Origin of the sequence: Novilysobacter longmucuonensis, assembly GCF_046600735.1 — a bacterium.
Taxonomy (GTDB): Bacteria; Pseudomonadota; Gammaproteobacteria; order Xanthomonadales; family Xanthomonadaceae; genus Novilysobacter_A; species Novilysobacter_A longmucuonensis.
This window is the reverse complement of the sequence record NZ_JBJMAW010000001.1, coordinates 93,155-113,377: the sequence shown is the minus strand read 5'-3', so window position 1 is coordinate 113,377 and position 20,223 is coordinate 93,155. Positions and strand designations below refer to the sequence as shown.

The following is a 20,223-nucleotide window of genomic DNA, read 5'->3' as shown; positions in this document are numbered from 1 at the left end:
GGTTCGCTCGGTAGGGCGGGTCTTGACCCGCCATGTGATCTCAATGCGTGGTGTATGGCAGCGGCGGGTTGAAACCCGCCCTAGGTCAACTGGCCTCGACCGCGCGCCGGGCCGCGGCCACGATCCGCTCCACGCTCGGCAGGTACTTCATTTCCAACCGGAACAGCGGGATGTGGGTGTCGTAGCCGGTCACCCGCTCGACCGGGGCGAGCAGGTCGTACATCGACTCCTCGGCCAGCCGCGCGGCGATCTCGGCACCGAAACCGGCGGTCTTGGGCGCCTCGTGCACGATCACGCAGCGACCGGTCTTGCCGACCGACTCGGCGATCGTGGCGAAGTCCAGCGGCCGCAGCGTCGCCACGTCGATGACCTCGGCGCTGATGCCGTCCTCGGCCAGCTTGTCGGCGGCCTCCAGCGCTTCCTTGATCTGCGCACCCCAGCTCACCAGGGTCACGTCGCTGCCATCGCGCAACACGTAGCAGACATCCAGCGGCAGCGCCTCGCCGTCGTCGGGCACGAGCTCCTTGTACTGGCGGTAGATGCGCTTGGGCTCGAAGAAGATCACCGGGTCGGGGTCGCGGATCGCCGCCAGCAGCAGCCCGTAGGCGCGCGCCGGCGAGGAAGGCATCACCACGCGCAGGCCCGGTACGTTGGTGAAGATCGCCTCGTTGGCCTCGCTGTGGTGCTCCGGCGCACGGATCCCGCCGCCCCACGGCACGCGCAGCACCATCGGACAGGTCAGCCGGCCGCGGGTGCGGTAACGGAAACGCGCGGCGTGGCAGATGATGTGGTCGACCATCGGGTACATGAAGCCGTCGAACTGCGACTCGGCCACCGGCTTCATGCCCTGCGAGGCCAGGCCGACGGTCAGGCCGGCGATGGTGGTCTCGTCCAGCGGCGTGTCCAGCACGCGTTCGGGGCCGAACGCCGATTGCAGCCCGGCGGTGGCGCGGAACACGCCGCCGTTGACGCCGACATCTTCGCCGAGCACCAGGACGGTCTCGTCGTTGCGCATCTCGTAGGCGAGCGCCTGGGTGATCGCTTCGATCAGGGTGATCGCGGCCGGTGCCTTGGCCTCGTCGGTCGCCTTGGCCTTGGTCGATTTGGCTGCCTTGTTCATGCGCGTCCCTCCCGCGCGATGGCGGCCGCACGCTGCTCCAGCAGGTCGGCCGGCGGATCGGCGTAGAGGAAGTCGAACATCGCCTCCACCGGCTGCACCGGCGTCTCCAGGTAGGCGTTGATCTCCACATCGACCTGTTTGCCGCACTCCTCGGTCCAGGCCTTTTCCTCGTCCTCGCTCCACAACTTCTGCGCGGTGAGATAGCTGCGCAGGCGCGGGATCGGATCGCGGGTCCAAGCCTCCTTCACCTCGTCCGCCTCGCGGTAGCGGCGTGCGTCGTCGGCGGTGGTGTGGTCGTGCAGGCGGTAGGTCAGGAGCTCGATCACGCTGCCGCCCTCGCCGTTGCGCGCGCGCTCGACGCAGCGACGCATGCCTTCGAGCACCGCGATCAGATCGTTGCCGTCGACCTGCAGGCAATACAGGCCGCCGGCGATGCCCTTCTGCGCGAGAGTCTGCGCGCCGGTCTGGGCCGAACGCGGCACCGAGATCGCCCAGCCGTTGTTGATCACGCACAACACCAGCGGCGCGGTATACGCGCCGGCCGAATTGAGCGCGGCGTAGAAGTCGGTCTTGGACGAGCCGCCGTCGCCGCAGCAGGCCACCGCGATCCGGTTCTCCTTGCGCAGCTTGAACGCCAGCGCGGCGCCGGCGGCGTGCAGGCACTGGGTCGAGATGGGCACGCTCCACGAGTAGTCGTGCTTCGGCCCGGAGAAGTCGTTGCCGCGCTCGTCGCCGCCCCAGTACAGCAACACCTCGCGCGGCAGCACGCCGCGCATGAACTGCGCGCCGTACTCGCGATAGCTCGGCGCAAACACATCCTCGGGCTTCATCGAGGCGCCGATGCCGACGTGGGTGGCTTCGTGGCCGAGGCTTGCGGCGTAGGTGCCGAGCTTGCCGGTGCGCTGCAGCGCGATCGACTTGGTATCGAAGGTGCGCACGAACAGCATCTGCTTGAACAGCGGCAGCAACGCCTTGGGATCGCGGAATGCCTCGGGCAGTTCGGCGACGGGTTGGCCGTCGGGGCCGAGGTATTGCAGGTATTCGATTTCGAACTTTGCGGCGACGGTCATCGCGGGGGTCCTCATGCAGCAGGTCGGCAACGAGACCGACGATCATAACCGCAGCAGTGTAAACAGCCGTTGCGCGGCGCGGCATGGCAGGGGCGGTGCAGGTCGGCCTGCACCCGGTCGACACGCCTGCCCCGGCGCCTGCCGGGCTGGGCGCGGTCTCGCGGCGCCGTCATCGACGGCGTGGTCAGGCGCTGGAAAAAGCGAGGGCGCCACGCGGCGCCCTCGGGTCGACAGTTTGGCGGCGAAGCTCAGTCGTAGTCTTCTTCCAGCTCCATGCGGTCTTCTTCTTCCAGCTCCATGCGGTCTTCTTCTTCCAGCTCCATGCCATCATCGATCGTGCCGTCGTCGAGCTCCTCCCGGGAGCCGTCGTCAACCTGCGCGTCGGCGTCGAATTCGGCCTGGCTGATATAGCCATCGCCGTCGCGGTCCCTCATCTCGAAGTTGCTGTTGAAGTCCGCGTTGACGCTGGCTTCCTGGGCGCTGATGCGTCCGTCGCCATCGGTGTCCAGCTCGGTCCACATGCCGCGCTGGACCGTGCGGTCCGGTCCGCTGACCGGCTCACGGGGTGCCTCGACCGGCTGCGGTGGTTGCGGCGGCTGGGTCATCGCATCGACCTCCGGATCGACCGGCCGCGGATCGGCGTCGTTGACCGGCGGTGGCATGGTGGTGTCCGCGGCGGCATCGGCGGCGGTGTCGAGCTCCTGGGTGGTGCGGTCCTGCGCACCGGGCTCGGCCGTCGTCGTTGCAGGGGGTGACGCCCATGCCGCCGACGACCAGACGGCGGTCAGGGCAAGCGCAATCAGGGTGCGGTTGCATGCGTTCATTGTGATTTCTCCTGCGGGGGATGGGCACCCGCGCATAGCGGGTGCGGGCCAAGCGTCGGCCCGCGCGCGTGTACCCGCGGTGACCGCGGCGCCGGCTAACGCAAGCTTCATTCGCTTTATGCGCGGGCTTAGCGAACTGGGCCATCCATAGGCTCCGCAAGCATTTTTGGCGGGGGTGCTGGCGGCGGCATCGCCATCAACTGGCGCTGCAGGTCATACAGGATTGCGGCGTCGCCGGGCAGCCAACTCGCCGATTCGCTGGCGCGGAACCGCCGGTGAAATGCACGCAGCGCCGCCGCGGGATCTCGCAGGTCGTACCCGATCAGGCGCAGTGCCGCGCACGGGTCAAAGCCCGACGGCGGCGCGGCCCGCACCTCGCGCGGCCACAGTCCGAAGCCGGCCTCGGCCAACCGTCGCCATGGGAAGTACACGCTGGGGTCCTGCTTGCGCGTGGGCGCGATATCGCCATGGGCGAGGACCAGGTGAGGCGGGATGCCGAGCCGTGTGGTGATGTCCTCAAGCAGGCGCAGCAGACTGCGGATCTGCGGCTCGGTGAAGGGTGACGCGCCGTCGTTGTCGAGCTCGATACCGATCGAGGCGGAATTGATGTCGCCCATCCCCGCCCACCGACCGGCGCCGGCATGCCAGGCGCGGTGGACCTCGGACACCAGCTGGTACCGCCGGCCGTCGTCACCGATCAGGTAGTGCGCGCTGACCCGGCCTTGCCGGTTGCGCGTCTGCAGGGTCAGCAGCGCCGCTTCAACGCTGTCCATCTGGGTGTGGTGCAGCACGATCAGGCGCGGCTGGCGCATGTTGTGGTTGGGCGAGCCGCGCCACTGCGCGATCGGGTTGCGCGGTGGCGCGCTGGCGCAGCCGGCCAGGGCGATCAGCAGCCCCGCGGCGAGCGCGCGGCGCATCGCTCGCGCCCATGCCTGGCGTGTGTTCAACTGCATGCTGTCCTCTGCCGCGCCGATCGGATGCACCTTAGCGCACCCGCGGCACAGCGCTTGCATGGAGCGTCGACATGAGTCCAAGCGTCGACATCAGCCCATTCGCTTCCAGCCTCGACAACGGCGGCTGCAGGTCCGCCACCGTCCAGGAGCCGCCCGGGTGCTGATGCACCGGCTGCGCACCGAATTCCGCCTGGCACTGCTGACGCTGTTCGGCGCGACCGCGGTGGTCGGCATCACTCCGTTCGCGATCTACCGCTTCGCCAATGGTCAGCCGCTGGCCGGCACGATCGACCTGCTCATCGTGCTCGGGATCTGCCTGATCGCCGGCTACGCCTGGCGCAGCGGCCGGCTCGACCGCGCATGCCTGCTGTTGTCGCTCGCATGTGCGGGCGGCTGCGTCACCGTGGCCACGCTGCTCGGCCTGGCCGGCGCGCTGTGGATCTACCCGGTGCTGCTGGGCAACTTCCTACTGGTCAGCCGCGGCAAGGCGGTGACGATATCGATCGCTGCGCTGGGCGCCCTGGCGTGGCTCAATCCGGTGTTCGGCGAGCAGGTGCACATCTCGGTGTTCATCGTGACCGCCATCGTGGTCAGCCTGTTCGCCTTCATGTTCGCCTCGCGCACCGAGCTTCAGCACCGCCAGCTCGAGGCTGCCGCCGCACTCGATCCGTTGACCGGCGCCTACAACCGCCGCGGCATGAAGGCCGAGCTCGAGCTGGCGATCGAGGCCAGCCGGCGCAACCAGTCGCCGCTCGGCCTGGCGGTGTTCGACCTGGACCATTTCAAGGCGATCAACGACGGCTTCGGGCACGAGGCCGGCGATGCGGTGCTGGTGCAGTTCGCCGATCTGGTGCGAAGCTCCACGCGCAAGGGCGACCGTTTCTTCCGGCTCGGTGGCGAGGAATTCGCGCTGTTGCTTCCGGGTGCGGACCTCGACGCGTTGCGCGACATCACCGAGCACCTGCGTGCCAGCGTGGAACGCGCGGTACGGTGCGGCGATCGGCCGGTCACCATCTCGATCGGGGCGACGCCGCTGGCCGCCGGCGAATCCGCCAGCAGCTGGTTGAGCCGCGCCGACAGCGCGATGTACCTGGCCAAGGGCGAAGGGCGCAACCGCGTGATCGTGGTCGACAGCGACGGCCAGGTGCCGCCGCGCGAGCTTCGATGAGGGTCCGGGGTTCTGAGCTACCCAAGAGCGCCGGGCGCGACATCCAGACGCGTGCCTCGTAACGCCGGTATTGCTACTGTCAGGCGCTGACCATCCGACCTGGAGCTCCGCATGTTCCGTCATCCCGCTTTCGGCGCCGTCGCCTGCCTGATCGCCCTCACGCCCGCCGCCGCGCACGCGCAAAGCGCCGCGGCCCCGGCCGGGCCGCCGGCCGAGGTGCCGCTGCTGCATGCCATCGGCACCGCGCCGTCGGCGCAGCGCATCGAAGCCGACATCCGCACCCTGGTCGGCTTCGGCACCCGCCATACGCTGTCTGAAACCGAGTCCGACACCCGCGGCATCGGTGCCGCACGGCGCTGGATCTTCGCCGAGTTCGAGCGCATTTCGGCCGAGTGCGGCGGCTGCCTGGAGGTCAGTTACGTCAGCGACGTGATCCAGGGCGAGTCGCGCATCCCCGACCCGGTCGAGGTGGTCAGCGTGATCGCCGTCCAGCGCGGCAACCAGGATCCCGGCCGACACGTGATCATGAGCGGCGACATCGATTCGCGCATCAGCGACGTGATGAACTTCACCGACGACTCGCCGGGCGCCAACGACAACGCCTCCGGCGTGGCTGGCACGCTGGAAGCGGCGCGGGTGCTGAGCCAGCACCGGTTCGGCGCGACGATCGTCTACGCCGCGCTCGCCGGCGAGGAGCAGGGGCTGTTCGGCGGCAAGATCCTCGCCGCCAAGGCGCAGCAGGAGGGCTGGCGGATCGAGGCGGTGCTCAACAACGACATGATCGGCAACACCACCGGCATCACCGGCATCAGCGACAACACCACCGCGCGCGTGTTCGCCGAAGGCACGCGCATGGACGAGACCGAGGAGGAAGCGCGCCAGCGTCGCTTCACCGGCGGCGAGGTCGATTCGCCCACGCGCAACCTGGCGCGCTACGTCGACCGCATGGCCGATACCTACGTGCCCAACCTGGACGTGATGATGATCTACCGGCTGGATCGTTTCGGCCGCGGCGGCCACCACCGCCCGTTCAACGATCTCGGCTACCCGGCGGTGCGGATCATGGAGACCCACGAGCACTACGACCGCCAGCACCAGGACCTGCGCACCGAGACCAACGCGGACGGGCAGCGCATCGTCTATGGCGACACCATCGAAGGAATCGATTTCGACTACGCCGCCAAGCTGACCGCGCTCAACGCGGTCACGCTGGCCGGGCTGGCCGCCGCCCCGCCGCCGCCGGCGCAGGTGACCATCGAAGGCGCGGTCAGCGCCGACACCACCCTGCGCTGGACCCGCCCCAGCGCGGCACAGGCGCCCAACCTGGCCGGCTACAAGGTCCACTGGCGGCTGACCACCGAACCGCAGTGGACTCGCAGCGTGTTCGTCGGCGACGTCACCGAGCACACGCTGGAGAACGTGGTGATCGACAACTACTTCTTCGGCGTCTCGGCGGTGGCCAACGACGGCAGCGAAAGCCCGGTGGTGTTCCCGGGCGCGGCCGGCAGCTTCGGCGGCTACCAGGCCGAGTCCGGCCAATAGGCTGGAGAGGATGGCGGCGCGGCCGGTCCCCTGGGGCCGGCCAGCCACCATCACATGGCCGCGGTTGACCGGCCCGGCGGAACTTCATTTTTCTTCGACCGCCTCGGGAGGAGACTGGCATTTCCCCCGCACCGAGATACCGCCATGAAAACCGCCGTTTCGATCTCCCTTGCGCTCACCATCGCCGTGGCCACCGCCGCCTGCATGACCGACTCACGGACGATGGAGCCTGCAAACGCAGCCCCGATGATGGCTGGCGGCCAGAACACCGCCGTGCCACCGGCCAGCGCCAACCGTCCCGAAGAGCCCCGGGACAAGCTCAAACGCATCCACATGCAGGAGCTGGACAAGAACCTCGACGGCTTCATTACGCCCGATGAGCTCGATTCCAACCACGTGCTCGGCATGAACTTCGCCACCTACGACACCGACGGCGACGGCCGCATCAACGAATTCGAATTCTTCGACTACGTCGACGCCAACACCATCGAGTGAAGCCCGGCGGCAGCTGGAGCTTCCGCTGCCGCGCTGGCGCCTGTCACCCCGAGCGATCGGCTGCAGCAGTGGCGATCGCGCTCGGGTTGGCGGCCGAACGCGCCATCCGGGGCCGGCCGGGCAGGCCGGCGAGGTGGTTGGCGGTCCGTTTTTATCCCGACCGCCCGCGCCAAGCTGCCTCAACTGACCTTGTCAGCCCGCCCCGGCCGTCGCTAGCGTTGTTGTGGGCCGGAGTTCTGCCGCTCCGGGTCCCGATCGCCAGGTCGGGCATCGCAAGCTGTGACCGCAATCGCAGACCTCCGCGCGGCGCCGGCGTTAGATGGCCGCACGAGGAGGCACGATCATGATCAACGCAAACAAGCCGACCCCACCCGACCGGTTGGAGCGTGTCGCGCGGGGGCTGCTGGCGCTCGCCTTGATCACCGCAGTCACCTGGGCATGGGCGAATGACGGCGGCCTAGGCTGGGAATTCCTGGGTCGCCTGCGGGGCTGAAGCAGGCGCACAGCCCGGCGTGGCTCCAGCCGGTCCGCACCATCTCACCAAACCCATTTCCGACCGGGTGGAGGGCAGACGCCCGCATTGCGCACCACCAGCCGGAACAGGTCGGCCGGGCCTGGCCTTCTCCTCGCCTGTTGTAGTTGGGGCCTGCAGTCCCACGCCGACGACGTGCCGGGCACAGGCAGGCCTGCATGCTGCGGCAATGACCGAACCGGACGCGATCGTTATCGGCGGCGGTATCGCCGGGCTCGCGTGCGCGTTGGCGCTGGGCGACGCCGGCCTGCGGGTCACCCTGTTGGAACAAAGCGACAGCCTTGGGGGGGCGCGCGCGCAGCTGCACCGCCGCGGAGACCGGCGATCGGGTCGATCTCGGTCCGCACATCACGCTGACGGAGTACCGCAACATGCTCCGCCTGCTGGGGCAGCTGGGCACGCGCGACCGCGTCGCGTGGCAGCAGCAGCAACTGCTGACCCTGGTCGACCGGCCGTACCCGGTGACCATCCGGTTGCACCGGCTGCCGGCGCCGCTGCATCTGCTGCCAAGCTTGCTCGGGGCTGGCTTGCCGCCGAGCAGGTATTGGCAGCCGCCAATCGGCCGCGGCAACTGGTGTGCCCACTACCGCCGATGCAAGGCCTGGTCCGCCTGGTCGGCGGCCGCACGGCGCGTTGATGCGGCCGCTCCTTGGGGAGGCGGGGCGAAGGTGATGCTTACCTGACTACCCGCATTTGGAATACCCGCAGTTCAGGCAGGTCGCACACCCGTCCATGATCACGATCGCCTTGGCGCTGCACTTGTGGCACATGCTGGCCGAGGGCGGGAACGACACGCCGCCGTCGCCGGTGACTTCCAGGTCCTCCTCGCGCGGCGCGTCGGCGACCTTCGGCTCCGGGAACAGGTCGTTGCCTACGTCAGCTTTTTTTTTTGAACTCAGCTGCGCATACGCGGCGCGCTTCTCGGCGATCAGCGCGCGCTGGGCATCGCTCATTTCCGGGTCGTGCATCAGGCCGATCGACTTGAGGTGGTCCTCCACGATGCTGCCCAGCTCGGCCACCAGCGAGGGCATGTAGACGCCGCCGGCCTTGAAGTAGCCACCCTTGGGGTCGAACACGGCCTTCATCTCGTCGACCAGGAAGGTCACGTCGCCGCCCTTGCGGAACACCGCGGACATGATCCGGGTCAGCGCGACGATCCACTGGAAGTGGTCCATGTTCTTGGAGTTGATGAATATCTCGAACGGGCGGCGATGCTCGTGCTCGCTGCCGGCGTTGAGCACGATGTCGTTGATGGTCACGTACAGCGCGTGCTCGAACAGCGGCGATTTGATCTTGTAGGTGGAACCGATCAGGATTTCCGGGCGTTCGATGCGTTCGTGCATCTGGATGACGTTGGCCAGCTCCGGGTCCGGCGCACGCAGCTCGGCCTCGGCGACTTCACGCGCGACCGCTTCGGCCTTCGCCGCGTCCTTGGCCTTGTCTTCCGGGGTGACGACGCTGTAGCCCTTGATTTTCTTGTCGATCTTGACGGCCATCGGCCCGACTCCTGATGCAGGTGTTGCTGTTTTCTGTTGAGGGGAATGCAGAGCACCCTTCCGGCCTCCCTCCGCCATCGGGAGGGAGGCGGTAGGCCTACTTCGACTTTGCCGCAGTCCTTTTCGCGGCCTTGCCGGGGGCGGCCTTGCCGACACTGGTACCAGCGGATGCCTTCTTCGCCGGCGCCTTCTTTGCAGATGCCTTTTTCAGCGGGGCCTTGTTCAACGGGGCCCTGCGTGCGGCGCCCGGCCTGCTTGCGCTTTTCCTGGCTGCGACCTGCTTGCTCGCGCCCTTGCGTGCCGGTGCCTTCCGGGCGACGGCGCGCTTTTTCGCGGCCGGTTTCCGGCTCGCCGGCGTTCCGGTGGCCGACTTGGCGGCGGCAGCTTTCCTGGTTGCGACGGTGCCGGTTGCCGCGGCTTTCCTGCCGGCGGGCTTGCGTGCGGCAACCTTCTGCGGGCGCGTGCTGGTTACCTGCTTGCCCGCCGCCTTGTCGGTGGTGGTCTTCGACTTGGTGGCCGGTGCAGCCTTACCGGCCGGTACCCGCTTGCCAGCGCTTTTCTTTGCGGTCGCAGACCTGCGCTGCAGGCGGTCGGCTTCCTTTTTCGCCTTGGCGCTGGCGTCGGCCAGGCTCTTCTTGGCGCTGCCGACGGCCTTGCGCGCGGACGTGCCGGCTTCGCCGGCGGCCTTGCGCGCGCGGCTCGCGGTTTTCTGCACCGACAGCAATGCACCCTGGGCGTTGCCGGCGATGGCGCCGCCCAGACTGGTCACCGTTTCCTTCATGTTGTCGGCGGCCTGGGACAAGGTCGCCGTCACTCCGTTGCCGTTGCTCATGAGCCCTCCTGACGGGCACTGGTAGTCAGCTTTGTTGGCGTGCTGGAGAGCGGTGCTCCCCGGAGCGATGCTATACCTGCTTTGGGTACGAACGACAGCGGGCCGCCGCTTCCCGCGAGACCGTCGATCCGGGCGTTGGGCGGCCCGGATCGGGCGAGTCGATACGCTCAGAACTTGCCGTAGTAGCCCTCTTTGAGCGCATCGAACAGGTTGGCGGCGGTATGCATCTCGCCGTCGTACTCGATCTGCTCGTTGCCCTTGACCTCCAGCACGCTGCCGTCCTCCAGCTCGAAGCGGTAGAGGGTGTTCTCCAGGTCGGCCTCTTTGACCAGCACGCCCTGGAAGGCGGCCGGGTTGAAGCGGAACGTGGTGCAGCCCTTCAGCCCTTTTTCGTGCGCGTAGCGGTAGATGTCCTTGAAGTCTTCGTAGGCGTAGTCGGTGGGGACGTTGGCGGTCTTGGAGATCGAGCTGTCGACCCACTTCTGCGCCGCGGCCTGCACATCGACGTGCTGCTTGGGGCTGACGTCGTCGGCGGCGATGAAGTAATCCGGCAGCTGGGCCGCGGTGTCATCGGAGAACGGCATCGCCTTGGGATTGACCAGCTCGCGGTAGGCGAGCAGTTCGTACGACCACACGTCGACCTTTTCCTTCGACTTCTTGCCCTCGCGGATCACGTTGCGGCTGTAGTGGTGGGCGAAGCTCGGCTCGATGCCGTTGGAGGCGTTGTTGGCCAGGCTCAGCGAGATCGTGCCGGTCGGCGCGATCGAGCTGTGGTGGGTGAAGCGCGCGCCGACCTCGGCCAGTTCGGCCACCAGTTCCGGCGCGACTTCCGCCACGCGCTGCATGTAGCGCGAGTACCTGGCGTGCAGCACCTTGCCCTGGATCGGCTGGCCGATCTTCCAGCCGTCGGCCACCATCTCCGGCCGCTTGCGCAGCATTTCGGCGTCGACCTCGAAGGCCTCGTCCATGATCGGCGCGGCGCCCTTCTCCTTCGCCAGCTCCAGGCCCATCTCCCAGCCGGCGACCGCCATCTCGCGGGCGACGCGCTCGGTGAACTCGCACGAGGCCTCGCTGCCGTACTTCATCTGCAACATGGTCACCGTGGAGCCCAGGCCGAGGAAGCCCATGCCGTGGCGGCGCTTGCGCATGATCTCGTCGCGCTGCTGCTGCAAGGGCAGGCCATTGACCTCGACCACGTTGTCGAGCATGCGGGTGAACACGCGCACGACGTCCTTGTATTCCTCCCAGTCGAACTCGGCCCGGTCGGTGAACGGGTCGCGCACGAATTTGGTCAGGTTGACCGAGCCGAGCAGGCAGGCGCCGTACGGCGGCAATGGCTGTTCGCCGCAAGGATTGGTCGCTCGGATCGCTTCGCACCACCAGTTGTTGTTCATCTCGTTGACCCGGTCGATCAGGATGAAACCCGGCTCGGCGTAGTCGTAGGTGGAGACCATGATCATGTCCCACAGGTGCCGTGCGCGGATCTGGCCGTAGATCTTGCAGGCGACCAGCCCGTCCTCGCGCGAGACGTAATTGCGGTGGGTCGGCCACTCGCGCCAGACCACCTGCTCGGGGTTGTCCAGATCGAGGTCGTTCTGTTCCTTGCTGTTGACCGGGAACAGCAGCGGCCAGTCGGCATCGTCGGCGACCGCCTCCATGAAGCCGTCGGTGATCAGCAGCGACAGGTTGAACTGGCGCAGGCGGCCGTCCTCGCGCTTGGCGCGGATGAAATCCTTCACGTCCGGATGGCTGACGTCGAAGGTGCCCATCTGCGCGCCGCGGCGGCCGCCAGCGCTGGACACGGTGAAACACATCTTGTCGTAGATATCCATGAAGGACATCGGCCCGGACGTGTACGCACCGGCGCCGGCGACGAACGCGCCGCGCGGGCGCAGGGTGCTGAACTCGTAGCCGATGCCGCAGCCGGCCTTCAGCGTCAGCCCGGCCTCATGGACCTTGTCGAGGATGCCGTCCATCGAGTCCTCGATGGTCCCCGAGACGGTGCAGTTGATCGTCGAGGTGGCCGGCTTGTGCTCGAGCGCGCCGGCATTGGAGGTGATGCGGCCGGCGGGGATCGCGCCTCGGCGCAGCGCCCACACGAAGCGCTCGAACCAGTGCTGCCGCTGCTCCTCGGACGGCTCGGCCTCGGCCAGTGCGCGGGCGACGCGCTGGTAGGTGCCGTCGATGTCGGCATCCACCGCCTGCCCGGTCTTGGTCTTCAGCCGGTACTTCTTGTCCCAGATGTCCTGGGACGCGGGCTGCAGGACCACGTCCCGCGTGGGGGCCGACTTGATCGTCCCGGTCTTGACCGCCTCGAGGCGCACCGTGCTCATGCTTGTCCTGTCTCCCTCGTCAAGGCCCGGAGTGCCCGCGGCCGATGGTTCTGTGTCTGGTCATCACGTTTTCAGTCGATGGGTTTCGCCGATCGCGCACCGTTGCCACAAGCCACCGACGCGCATGCCCGCGGCTGCGTCGTGCGCGCCGCGTCAATGCCGGTTTTCAGTGGCCATGGGCCGGGTTTGCTCCGTCACGCGCCTCCCTCCAGGGCGTAACCCGCCCAAGCCGAACCCTACTGCTTGGGCTTACTTCAGGGCGATGACCACAACATGTAGTGTCGCCGCGAGGGATCAAACTACGCCGGGGGTCGAGAGGTGTCAAACGGTTTTTTGTGAAGCCGCGCGGGGTGCGGCCGACGTGCCGGCCTGCGCCCCGGAAGGGCGGGCACTGGCGCTCCGGCGCCTCTATCGGAGCCCTCGTATCGTGCCGCTTGCGGGCTTCAGAATCGTCCGTAGCCATGTCGGGCTTCCAGCCCAAGCGTTGCGCCAGCTCCCGGAACCGCGGGTGGCTGCGCAGGTTGTTCCAGCGCGCATCGGTCGCGATGAAGGCCAGGCGGCTGTCGCGCTCCCGATGGCCCCGCTCGAGCAGGCCGAGGGCGGCGTCGTGATCGCCCAGCGCGTTGTGTACGGCCGCAAGGGCTGCGGCGAGAAAGTGTCCGAGCGGATCTGATCGCGTCCGGTGCAAGGTCCACCACCGAACGCCTGAGGGGCTTTCACTCGCGGTTCGGTGAATACAGGGACACTGGGGTCGGCACTGCGGGCTGCGGCGGGCTTGATTGTCCGCCGCAGACCGCGATTTCATGCCACCACACGCCTCCTGGACGATGACGCCGATGCGCCCTGCACGCCCGACGCTCACCACACTTTTCGCCCTGACCCTGGCCGCCGCGTTCGGTGGCTTTGCTGCGACCGCAATCCGCGATGCGCTGCAGGCGCCGGTGCAAGCTGCGGCCGCGGCGCCGCCAGCGCTGGCGGCACTGCCAGCCGCGGTCGAAGGCCAGCCACTGCCATCGCTCGCGCCGATGCTGGCGCGCGTCACCCCGGCCGTGGTCAGCGTGCACACCAAGCAGCGCGTGCGCATCCACAACCCGTTCGCGAACGATCCGGTGTTCCGCCGGATGTTCCCCGACATCCCGCAGGAGCGCATCAACGAGTCACTCGGCTCGGGTGTCATCGTTGACGCCGGCAACGGCTACGTGCTGACCAACCACCACGTCATCGTCAACGCCGACGAGGTCTCGGTGACGCTCAGCGACGGCCGGACGCTGCCGGCCGAGTTCGTCGGCTCCGACCCGGACACCGACATCGCCGTGATGCGGATCGCGGCCGAGGATCTCGACGCACTGCCGCTGGCCGATTCGGATGCGCTGCGGGTCGGTGACTTCGTGGTTGCGGTCGGCAACCCGTTCGGCATCGGCCAGACCGTGACCTCGGGCATCGTCTCGGCGGTCGGCCGCACCGGCCTGCGCGGGCTGGGCTACCAGAACTTCATCCAGACCGACGCCTCGATCAACCCCGGCAACTCCGGCGGCGCGCTGGTCAATCTGGACGGTGAGCTGATCGGCATCAACACCGCCAGCTTCAACCCGCAGGGCAGCATGGCCGGCAACATCGGCCTGAGCTTCGCGATCCCGACCAGTCTGGCGCGCGACGTGATGGCCCAGCTCATCGCCACCGGCGAGGTGCGCCGCGGCACCCTCGGGGTGGACGCGCAGGACCTTGATGCCCGGCTGGCCCGCGCAGTCGGCCTGGACGATGCGCGCGGCGCCCTGGTCACCCGGGTATTGGTCGATTCGGCCGCAGCCGCGGCGGGACTGCGGGTGGGGGACGTGGTGGTCGCCGCCAACGGCCAACGCATCGACGACCGCGCCGCGCTGCGCAATTTTGAAGGCCTGCAACCGCTCGGCAGCCGGGTGGTGCTGGACGTGCTGCGCGACGGCGAGTCGCTGCAGCTGGCGGCGATGCTGCGCGAGCAGCCGCGCGCGCTGGCCGGGGGCGCGATCGATCAGCGCCTGGGCGGCGCGACGATCGCCGAACTGCCCGAGCGCCTGCGCCAGTCGGGCGTGTCAGGCGTCTGGGTGGAGTCGGTCGCCGCCGACTCGCGCGCCGCGCGCAACGGGCTGCGCGCGAACGACGTGATCGTCGCGGCCAGCAGCGGCACGTTCGCCGACCTGCCAGGCTTCCGCGCCGGCTTCACGCGAGCTCCGGCAGAGTTGGTGCTGCGCATCGTGCGCGGCAACCGCCGCGGTGTCCTGTCGATGCAGTGACCTGCGTAGAAAGGTTCATACTCGTTACGTCCCAGACCAGGAGCGATCCGATGTCCCCAACCTCCACCGATGAGGTCAAGTCCAACCTCGGCGAAGCCGGTGCCCAGCTCAAGCAGGCCGCGCGCGATGCCGGTACCGCGTTCAAGGGTGCGGCCGGTGCGGCCGGCGACGAGCTCCGGCTCGGCAAGGCGCACGTTAAGTCCGACCTGGCCGACAGCGCCCTGGCCGGCATCGCCGCCGCCGAACAGGCCGGCACAGCTGCCAGCGAGCAGGTCGACGTGCTCATGGAGAAGGGCCGCGACCTGATCGAAAGCGCCGCCGAGCTGGTCCGCGAGCGTCCGCTGGCATCGTTCGGCACCGCGTTCGCGGCCGGCTTCATCATCGCTAAGCTCGCGCGCAGCGGCGGCAAGTAAGAGGGGCGGCGCGGTGAACTCGCGCCCGCCGCACCGGGAGCCCGCACACGACGAGTACGGCGCCCAGGCCGACCAGTTGTCGGCGGCCGCACGCGAGGCCCTGCGCCACCATGCCAGCGCGGAGCAGGCCGAGCTTGATGCCGCAGATCAGGCAGAGGCGCAGGACGACGTCGCTGGCCCGGACCCGGCGCCGGAACTGATCGAGACGCTGCGTCAGCTGGGGCAGACCGCCCGGGCCGGCACCGGCGCGGCCGGCGACACAGCCAAGGCCTTGCGCTCGCTGGTGGCGGCGGACCTCTCGCTGGCGCGCAGCGCATTCGGCCGCACCCTGGCGCTCACCGGCGCGGCCATCGCGCTGGGCCTGTCGTTTTGGCTGCTGCTGTCGGCCGCGCTGGTCACGTTCCTGAGCCTGCAGCTCGGCGTGCCCTGGTCGCTGTCGCTGTTGGCCGTTGCGTTGCTGAGCGCGGGCATCACCGGCTACTGCGGCTGGCGCGCGATGCGCTATTTCGATCACACGCGGATGCAGGCGACCCGGCGGCAACTGGCGCGGGTCGGCATCGGCGAACCAGCCGACTCTAACCCCGAGCCCGGCCGGGTGGCCCCGACCCACGACGCCACCGGGCAGCACCCGCCCGATGATGACGGCCCGCCCGCCAGGGACCGGCGCAGCGTCGAAGTGGCCCCGCCCTGACCGCACCGCCAAGCACCGGGGAGGTGCCATGAGTTTCGACAAGTTGCTGCACAAGGTCGAACAGGCCGAGGCTGCGCTGGAGGCCCGCGAGCGCCAGTGCGCCGCCGACGTGCGCCAGTTCAGACGCACCTGGCAGGCGTTGTGGACACCGGGGCGGATCCTCATCGCCGGACTGGCCGGGGGCTTCCTGAGCGGCCGCGCCGAACCGCTGCGCGCTGCCAGCCAGGGCGGCGGCCTGCTGCGCATCGTCTCGACGCTGTCGACGCTGATGGCCAGCACCGGCGCGCGCTCGGCCGCCGACGAGGCGGAGCAAGCCGCCGACAGCGTCGAAGACGTCGCCCGACAGGCGCCGCACCACGACACCGGACATCCCGACGCGCAAGCCGCATCAGCGGCTGCTCCGGCGGGCCTGCGGGAGCCAGTCGAACCGTGAGCCTGCCGCCGGACGTACCGGCGCCAGAGCCGCCAATCCTTAGCGACAGTGGCGAGCCGGCAAGTACACCAGCAAGACCGCGGGGCTCGATGGCCACAGCGGTGCTCGCCACGCTGGCGGTCGGCTATACCCTGTGGGCGGCGCAGGCGGTGGTCCTGCCGGTGCTGCTGGCGATGTTCTTCGCCCTGATCGGCAACCCGATCATCCGCGCGCTGCGCCGGCTGTACCTGCCGACCTTCCTCGCTGCACTGCTGGTGCTGCTGGGCGGCTTTGTCGGCACCGTCACGCTGGCCTACCAGTTGATCGAGCCGGCCACCGAATGGGTGCGGCAGGCGCCGCGGGCGATGACCACGCTCGCACCGAAGCTGCGCGAGATGACCAAACCGGTCGACGACGCCAGCGACGCGGCCGAGAACATCGCGCGGGTCGCCAGCGGCGACGACCAACGCCAGCCGATCCAGGTGGTGCGCACCGAGGCCAACGACCCGTACAAGGCCCTGACCGCCACCCCGCGACTGCTCGTATCGGTATTGGCGGTGGCGCTGCTGACCCTGTTCTTCATGGCCTATGGCGAGGGCCTGCAGCGCCACGCCATCGCCCTGCTGCCGAACCGTCATCAGAAACGGGTGACTGTGGAAATCCTGCACTCGATCGAGCGCGAGGTCTCGCGTTACGTATTGACCATCAGCTTGATCAACGCCACCGTAGGCCTGACCTTCGCCGGTCTCCTCTACCTGCTCGACATGCCGCTGAAGGAGGCGTTGCTGTGGGGCACGATGGCGGCGCTGCTCAACTTCGCGCCATACGTGGGTCCGCTGATCGGCATCACCGTGATGCTGCTGGTGGGCTTTGTCGCCTTCGACGAGCTGTGGCAATCGCTGCTACCCGCCGGAATCTATCTGGCGTTGAACACACTGGAGGGGCAGATCCTCACCCCGATCGTGCTCGGCCACCGGATGCGGCTGTCGCCGCTGGTGCTGATCCTGGCGCTGCTGCTGTTCGGTTGGCTATGGGGGATCATCGGGCTGCTGCTGGCGGTGCCGCTGCTGGTGTGCGTGAAGATCGTGCTGTCGCGGATCGATGGGTTCGAGCGGTGGGCGACATTGCTGGAATGACGCATCTTCTTGTCCGCGTCTTCGGCTCTATCCGGCGGGCGCTGCCGCGCTTCCACGCCGTCATTGCAGCGGAAGGTGAGATCCAGCTCGGTCGTTGCGATTGCCGTTGCCGTTGCTCTTGCTCCACAACGCAAATCACTCGACGCCGCCTCTCCACAGACCCCGAAGGGGCGGCGGCCATGGATGGCCGCCGTTTTCCGACCGAGCCATGGATGGCGAGTCGGAAAATCCCCGCGCTGCTCCACGCCCGCACGGGAGGTGTGTCGAGGAGAGCCCTTTCTTTGGTTACTTTCTTTGGGCTTGTCAAAGAAAGTGACCCGCCTTCAGGCGGAAGCTCTTGACCTTGAAGTTGACCTTGATCTTGAGCGCGCCGCACCCTTAAAAACATCCGCAGGCGGTAGACAGGCAAAGATCAAATGCTTTCGCCTAAAGGCGAGTCACTTTCTTTGCAAGGGCCAAAGAAAGTAACCAAAGAAAGGCCCTTCCTCGACACTTCAAACACCTCGCCGTGGGGGCGACGCGGGGATTTTCCGACTCGGCATCCTGCCTCGGTCGGAAAACGGCGCACATCCGTGTGCGCCGCCCCTTCGGGGTCTGTGGAGTGACGAGGTGGCTCGATTTACGCGACTACGGCAACGGCAAGGCAAAGCGAAATCACAGCAAGAGCACGATGACCGGGTGCGGAGCTCCGGGCCGGATCAACGGTTGCACACGGAGCCTCGCGCCCGCGGCGCTAGAATGGCGCGGTGAGCTTCCCCGTCCACGCGATCACGCTCGACCTCGACGACACGATCTGGCCGATCGCGCCGGTCATCGTCCGCGCCGAGGCCGCGCTCGCGCAATGGCTGCGTGAGCATGCGCCGCGTACTGCGGAGCGCTGGCCGGTCGAGGCCACGCTAGCATTGCGCGAGCAGATGACGCACGAGCACCCCGATCTCGCCCACGACTACACCCAGCTGCGGCGGCTTGCGCTGGAGCGGATGTTCAGCGAGGCCGAGGATGATGTCGCATTCGTCGATCCGGCCTTCGATGCGTTCTTCGCCGCACGTTGCGCGGTCGAGCACTACGACGACAGCCTGGAGGCGCTCGACCGGCTCGCCGCGTGCGTGCCGCTGGCCGCGCTCAGCAACGGCAACGCCTGCCTGAAGACGATCGGACTCATGCACCTGTTCCGTTTCCAGCTCGGCGCTCGCGAACACGGCGTCGCCAAGCCGGCGGCCAGCATCTTCCACGCCGCCTGCAACCAGCTCGGGTGCGAGCCGGCCACCGTGCTGCACGTCGGCGACGACATCGCGATGGACGTGGTCGGCGCGCAGCGCGCCGGCCTGCGCACCTGCTGGCTCAATCGCGAGGGCCGCGCCTGGCCGCACGACGACCTGCAGCCCGACCTCCAATTCACCACGCTCACCGCGCTGGCCGACTGGCTCGACGCGCAACACCGCCCGGAGTGCGTTTCCGCATGAACCTGCCACTCGGCTTCACCGCCACCTCCACCGATGTCCTGCCGCTGCACGTAGTCGACCGCGCCTCACTGGCTGACTGGCGCGCGACGCTGCCGGCCGAAGTCGCCAACTGGCTCGACGCGCAGCACTTCGACGGCTCCGCCGGTTCGGTATCGACCTGGCCCGACGCCGAAGGCCAACTCACCGGTGCGGTGATCGGCACCGGCGATCGGCTCGACCCCTACAGCTACGGCCATGCACCGCTGGCGTTGCCGGCGCGGGTCTGGCGGCTGGCCGGGCAGCACGACGCAGCCGCGCTTGCGGCGCTGCGACTGGGCTGGGGCCTAGGCAGCTACCGCTTCAGCCGCTACAAGCAGCCGCCGCGTGCGCCGGCGCAACTGCTGGTGGAGGACGATGCCGCCGCATCGTTCGACGCGCTCGCGGCCTGCGTGCGGGTGCGCGACCTGGTCAACACGCCGACCGAGCACATGGGCCCGGACCAGCTCGAGCAGGTCGCCTGCGAAATCGCCGAGCAGCACGGCGCGAAGATCGAGGTGGTCAGCGGCGAGGACCTGCTCACCCGCAATTTTCCGGCGATCCACGCGGTCGGGCGCGCCTCGCATCGTGCGCCGCGGCTGATCGCGCTGCGCTGGGGTGACATCTCCCACCCGCATGTGGCGCTCGTCGGCAAAGGGGTGTGCTTCGACACCGGCGGGCTCGACCTCAAGCCGGCCGACGGCATGCGCTGGATGAAGAAGGACATGGGCGGCGCCGCGCATGCGATCGCGCTGGCCGAGTGGTTGATGGCGCGCAAGCTGCCGCTGCGGATCACGCTGCTGGTGCCGGCGGTGGAGAACGCGGTCGGCCCGGATGCGTTCCGCCCCGGCGAGGTGATCGCCACGCGCCAGGGCCTGTCGGTGGAGATCGACAACACCGACGCCGAGGGCCGCGTGGTGCTGTGCGATGCGCTGACCTACGCCGGCGAGCAGTCGCCCGAGCTGATCCTCGACTTCGCCACCTTGACCGGCGCGGCCCGGGTCGCGCTGGGGCCGGACCTGCCGGCGCTGTATGCCAACGACGATGTGCTCGCCGCGCAATGGCTCGACGCCGGCCAGCAACAACGCGACCCGCTCTGGCGCATGCCGCTGTGGCGCCCGTACCTGCGTTACCTCACCAGCACCATCGCCGACCTCGCCAACGGCGGACCGTCGAAGATGGCCGGCTCGGTCACCGCCGCGCTGTACCTGGAGCGCTTCGTGCCGGCCGGTCTGCCGTGGGCGCACCTGGACGTCTTCAGCTGGAACGAGGCCGACCGCCCCGGCCGCCCCGCCGGCGGCGAGGCTCAGGGACTGCGCGCAGCATTTGCGATGCTGCAGGCGCGCGCTGCCCGCGGCCGGACCTAGCGTAGAGCGGAGCTTGCTCCGCTGCTGCCCGGGATTGAACAAAGCAGCCGAGCAAGCTCGGCTCGACGGCTATCGCGGCAGCACGCCTGAC

20 protein-coding genes and 1 pseudogene are annotated in these 20,223 nt (G+C 68.5%); 14 read left to right on the top strand and 7 right to left on the bottom strand.

All coding sequences use genetic code 11. From position 1 onward, the window contains the following. Nucleotides 1-85: 85 nt before the first annotated feature. The 4 genes from ACJQWM_RS00505 to ACJQWM_RS00490 form a co-directional block, all read right to left on the bottom strand. Nucleotides 86-1,120, bottom strand: a complete 1,035-nt coding sequence (locus tag ACJQWM_RS00505; RefSeq protein WP_332703683.1) for an alpha-ketoacid dehydrogenase subunit beta — start codon at nt 1,118-1,120, stop codon at nt 86-88. Next, complete coding sequence (pdhA, locus tag ACJQWM_RS00500; protein WP_332703685.1) at nt 1,117-2,190, bottom strand: pyruvate dehydrogenase (acetyl-transferring) E1 component subunit alpha; 1,074 nt, start codon at nt 2,188-2,190, stop codon at nt 1,117-1,119. Before pdhA ends, ACJQWM_RS00505 begins: the two co-directional genes overlap by 4 nt. Before the next feature lie 248 nt (nt 2,191-2,438). After that, on the bottom strand, nt 2,439-3,014 hold the full coding sequence (locus tag ACJQWM_RS00495; RefSeq protein WP_332703687.1) for an EF-hand domain-containing protein: 576 nt from the start codon (nt 3,012-3,014) through the stop codon (nt 2,439-2,441). A gap of 128 nt (nt 3,015-3,142) precedes the next feature. Then, on the bottom strand, nt 3,143-3,967 hold the full coding sequence (locus tag ACJQWM_RS00490) for an N-acetylmuramoyl-L-alanine amidase (RefSeq protein ID WP_411306604.1): 825 nt from the start codon (nt 3,965-3,967) through the stop codon (nt 3,143-3,145). 163 nt (nt 3,968-4,130) lie between these two features. Here ACJQWM_RS00490 and ACJQWM_RS00485 point away from each other — a divergent pair, with 163 nt between their 5' ends. From ACJQWM_RS00485 to ACJQWM_RS00460, 6 genes and pseudogenes are all read left to right on the top strand, one after another. Beyond that, a complete protein-coding gene (locus ACJQWM_RS00485; protein ID WP_332703781.1) occupies nt 4,131-5,135 on the top strand; it encodes a GGDEF domain-containing protein in 1,005 nt (334 codons plus the stop codon). A 111-nt stretch (nt 5,136-5,246) separates the two neighbouring features. After that, on the top strand, nt 5,247-6,677 hold the full coding sequence (locus ACJQWM_RS00480) for a M28 family metallopeptidase (RefSeq protein ID WP_332703691.1): 1,431 nt from the start codon (nt 5,247-5,249) through the stop codon (nt 6,675-6,677). 54 nt (nt 6,678-6,731) lie between these two features. After that, complete coding sequence (locus ACJQWM_RS00475; RefSeq protein WP_411306601.1) at nt 6,732-7,172, top strand: EF-hand domain-containing protein; 441 nt, start codon at nt 6,732-6,734, stop codon at nt 7,170-7,172. A 343-nt stretch (nt 7,173-7,515) separates the two neighbouring features. Continuing rightward, entirely contained in the window at nt 7,516-7,665 is a 150-nt protein-coding gene (locus ACJQWM_RS00470; RefSeq protein WP_332703695.1) for a hypothetical protein, read from the top strand. Nucleotides 7,666-7,873: 208 nt separating this feature from the next. Continuing rightward, nucleotides 7,874-8,002: pseudogene (locus ACJQWM_RS00465) on the top strand (FAD-dependent oxidoreductase); the annotation flags it as partial. Between the two features lie 73 nt (nt 8,003-8,075). Further along, nucleotides 8,076-8,387 (top strand): hypothetical protein, encoded by a 312-nt coding sequence (locus tag ACJQWM_RS00460; protein ID WP_332703787.1) that lies wholly within the window; start codon nt 8,076-8,078, stop codon nt 8,385-8,387. Here ACJQWM_RS00460 and ACJQWM_RS00455 read toward each other — a convergent pair whose 3' ends face one another. The 3 genes from ACJQWM_RS00455 to ACJQWM_RS00445 form a co-directional block, all read right to left on the bottom strand. Beyond that, the gene (locus ACJQWM_RS00455) at nt 8,388-9,200 is read right to left on the bottom strand and encodes a TSCPD domain-containing protein (RefSeq protein ID WP_332703697.1); all 813 of its coding nucleotides are present in this window, start codon (nt 9,198-9,200) and stop codon (nt 8,388-8,390) included. A gap of 97 nt (nt 9,201-9,297) precedes the next feature. Next, nucleotides 9,298-10,032, bottom strand: coding sequence for a hypothetical protein (locus ACJQWM_RS00450; RefSeq protein ID WP_332703699.1), 735 nt, complete (start codon nt 10,030-10,032; stop codon nt 9,298-9,300). A gap of 167 nt (nt 10,033-10,199) precedes the next feature. Further along, on the bottom strand, nt 10,200-12,365 hold the full coding sequence (locus ACJQWM_RS00445) for an adenosylcobalamin-dependent ribonucleoside-diphosphate reductase (protein WP_332703701.1): 2,166 nt from the start codon (nt 12,363-12,365) through the stop codon (nt 10,200-10,202). A 508-nt stretch (nt 12,366-12,873) separates the two neighbouring features. Between ACJQWM_RS00445 and ACJQWM_RS00440 the strand changes: the two genes are divergently transcribed. The 8 genes from ACJQWM_RS00440 to ACJQWM_RS00405 all read left to right on the top strand — a co-directional run bounded on the left by ACJQWM_RS00440 (nt 12,874) and on the right by ACJQWM_RS00405 (nt 20,132). Beyond that, the gene (locus ACJQWM_RS00440; RefSeq protein WP_332703703.1) at nt 12,874-13,038 is read left to right on the top strand and encodes a hypothetical protein; all 165 of its coding nucleotides are present in this window, start codon (nt 12,874-12,876) and stop codon (nt 13,036-13,038) included. Nucleotides 13,039-13,201: 163 nt separating this feature from the next. Continuing rightward, nucleotides 13,202-14,635: a Do family serine endopeptidase gene (locus tag ACJQWM_RS00435; RefSeq protein WP_332703705.1), complete on the top strand. Its 1,434-nt coding sequence runs from the start codon at nt 13,202-13,204 to the stop codon at nt 14,633-14,635. 50 nt (nt 14,636-14,685) lie between these two features. Continuing rightward, nucleotides 14,686-15,048 (top strand): hypothetical protein, encoded by a 363-nt coding sequence (locus ACJQWM_RS00430; protein ID WP_332703707.1) that lies wholly within the window; start codon nt 14,686-14,688, stop codon nt 15,046-15,048. A gap of 13 nt (nt 15,049-15,061) precedes the next feature. Beyond that, on the top strand, nt 15,062-15,739 hold the full coding sequence (locus ACJQWM_RS00425; protein ID WP_332703709.1) for a phage holin family protein: 678 nt from the start codon (nt 15,062-15,064) through the stop codon (nt 15,737-15,739). Nucleotides 15,740-15,767: 28 nt separating this feature from the next. Then, the gene (locus ACJQWM_RS00420) at nt 15,768-16,172 is read left to right on the top strand and encodes a hypothetical protein (protein ID WP_332703711.1); all 405 of its coding nucleotides are present in this window, start codon (nt 15,768-15,770) and stop codon (nt 16,170-16,172) included. Then, complete coding sequence (locus ACJQWM_RS00415) at nt 16,169-17,287, top strand: AI-2E family transporter (RefSeq protein ID WP_411306599.1); 1,119 nt, start codon at nt 16,169-16,171, stop codon at nt 17,285-17,287. Before ACJQWM_RS00420 ends, ACJQWM_RS00415 begins: the two co-directional genes overlap by 4 nt. A gap of 746 nt (nt 17,288-18,033) precedes the next feature. Further along, complete coding sequence (locus ACJQWM_RS00410) at nt 18,034-18,750, top strand: HAD family hydrolase (RefSeq protein ID WP_332703715.1); 717 nt, start codon at nt 18,034-18,036, stop codon at nt 18,748-18,750. After that, nucleotides 18,747-20,132 carry a leucyl aminopeptidase family protein gene (locus tag ACJQWM_RS00405; RefSeq protein ID WP_332703717.1) on the top strand — a complete coding sequence of 462 codons (1,386 nt, stop codon included), beginning with the start codon at nt 18,747-18,749 and terminating at the stop codon, nt 20,130-20,132. The genes ACJQWM_RS00410 and ACJQWM_RS00405 overlap by 4 nt, the downstream gene beginning before the upstream one ends. Nucleotides 20,133-20,223 lie beyond the last annotated feature (91 nt).

Excerpts from the sequence above, each read along its gene's own strand:
- ACJQWM_RS00505 (WP_332703683.1), bottom strand. The coding sequence starts at position 1,120 with ATGAACAAGGCAGCCAAATCGACCAAGGCCAAGGCGACCGACGAGGCC.
- pdhA (WP_332703685.1), bottom strand. The coding sequence starts at position 2,190 with ATGACCGTCGCCGCAAAGTTCGAAATCGAATACCTGCAATACCTCGGC.
- ACJQWM_RS00495 (WP_332703687.1), bottom strand. The coding sequence starts at position 3,014 with ATGAACGCATGCAACCGCACCCTGATTGCGCTTGCCCTGACCGCCGTC.
- ACJQWM_RS00490 (WP_411306604.1), bottom strand. The coding sequence starts at position 3,967 with ATGCAGTTGAACACACGCCAGGCATGGGCGCGAGCGATGCGCCGCGCG.
- ACJQWM_RS00485 (WP_332703781.1), top strand. The coding sequence starts at position 4,131 with ATGCACCGGCTGCGCACCGAATTCCGCCTGGCACTGCTGACGCTGTTC.
- ACJQWM_RS00480 (WP_332703691.1), top strand. The coding sequence starts at position 5,247 with ATGTTCCGTCATCCCGCTTTCGGCGCCGTCGCCTGCCTGATCGCCCTC.
- ACJQWM_RS00475 (WP_411306601.1), top strand. The coding sequence starts at position 6,732 with ATGGCCGCGGTTGACCGGCCCGGCGGAACTTCATTTTTCTTCGACCGC.
- ACJQWM_RS00470 (WP_332703695.1), top strand. The coding sequence starts at position 7,516 with ATGATCAACGCAAACAAGCCGACCCCACCCGACCGGTTGGAGCGTGTC.
- ACJQWM_RS00460 (WP_332703787.1), top strand. The coding sequence starts at position 8,076 with ATGCTCCGCCTGCTGGGGCAGCTGGGCACGCGCGACCGCGTCGCGTGG.
- ACJQWM_RS00455 (WP_332703697.1), bottom strand. The coding sequence starts at position 9,200 with ATGGCCGTCAAGATCGACAAGAAAATCAAGGGCTACAGCGTCGTCACC.
- ACJQWM_RS00450 (WP_332703699.1), bottom strand. The coding sequence starts at position 10,032 with ATGAGCAACGGCAACGGAGTGACGGCGACCTTGTCCCAGGCCGCCGAC.
- ACJQWM_RS00445 (WP_332703701.1), bottom strand. The coding sequence starts at position 12,365 with ATGAGCACGGTGCGCCTCGAGGCGGTCAAGACCGGGACGATCAAGTCG.
- ACJQWM_RS00435 (WP_332703705.1), top strand. The coding sequence starts at position 13,202 with ATGCGCCCTGCACGCCCGACGCTCACCACACTTTTCGCCCTGACCCTG.
- ACJQWM_RS00430 (WP_332703707.1), top strand. The coding sequence starts at position 14,686 with ATGTCCCCAACCTCCACCGATGAGGTCAAGTCCAACCTCGGCGAAGCC.
- ACJQWM_RS00420 (WP_332703711.1), top strand. The coding sequence starts at position 15,768 with ATGAGTTTCGACAAGTTGCTGCACAAGGTCGAACAGGCCGAGGCTGCG.
- ACJQWM_RS00405 (WP_332703717.1), top strand. The coding sequence starts at position 18,747 with ATGAACCTGCCACTCGGCTTCACCGCCACCTCCACCGATGTCCTGCCG.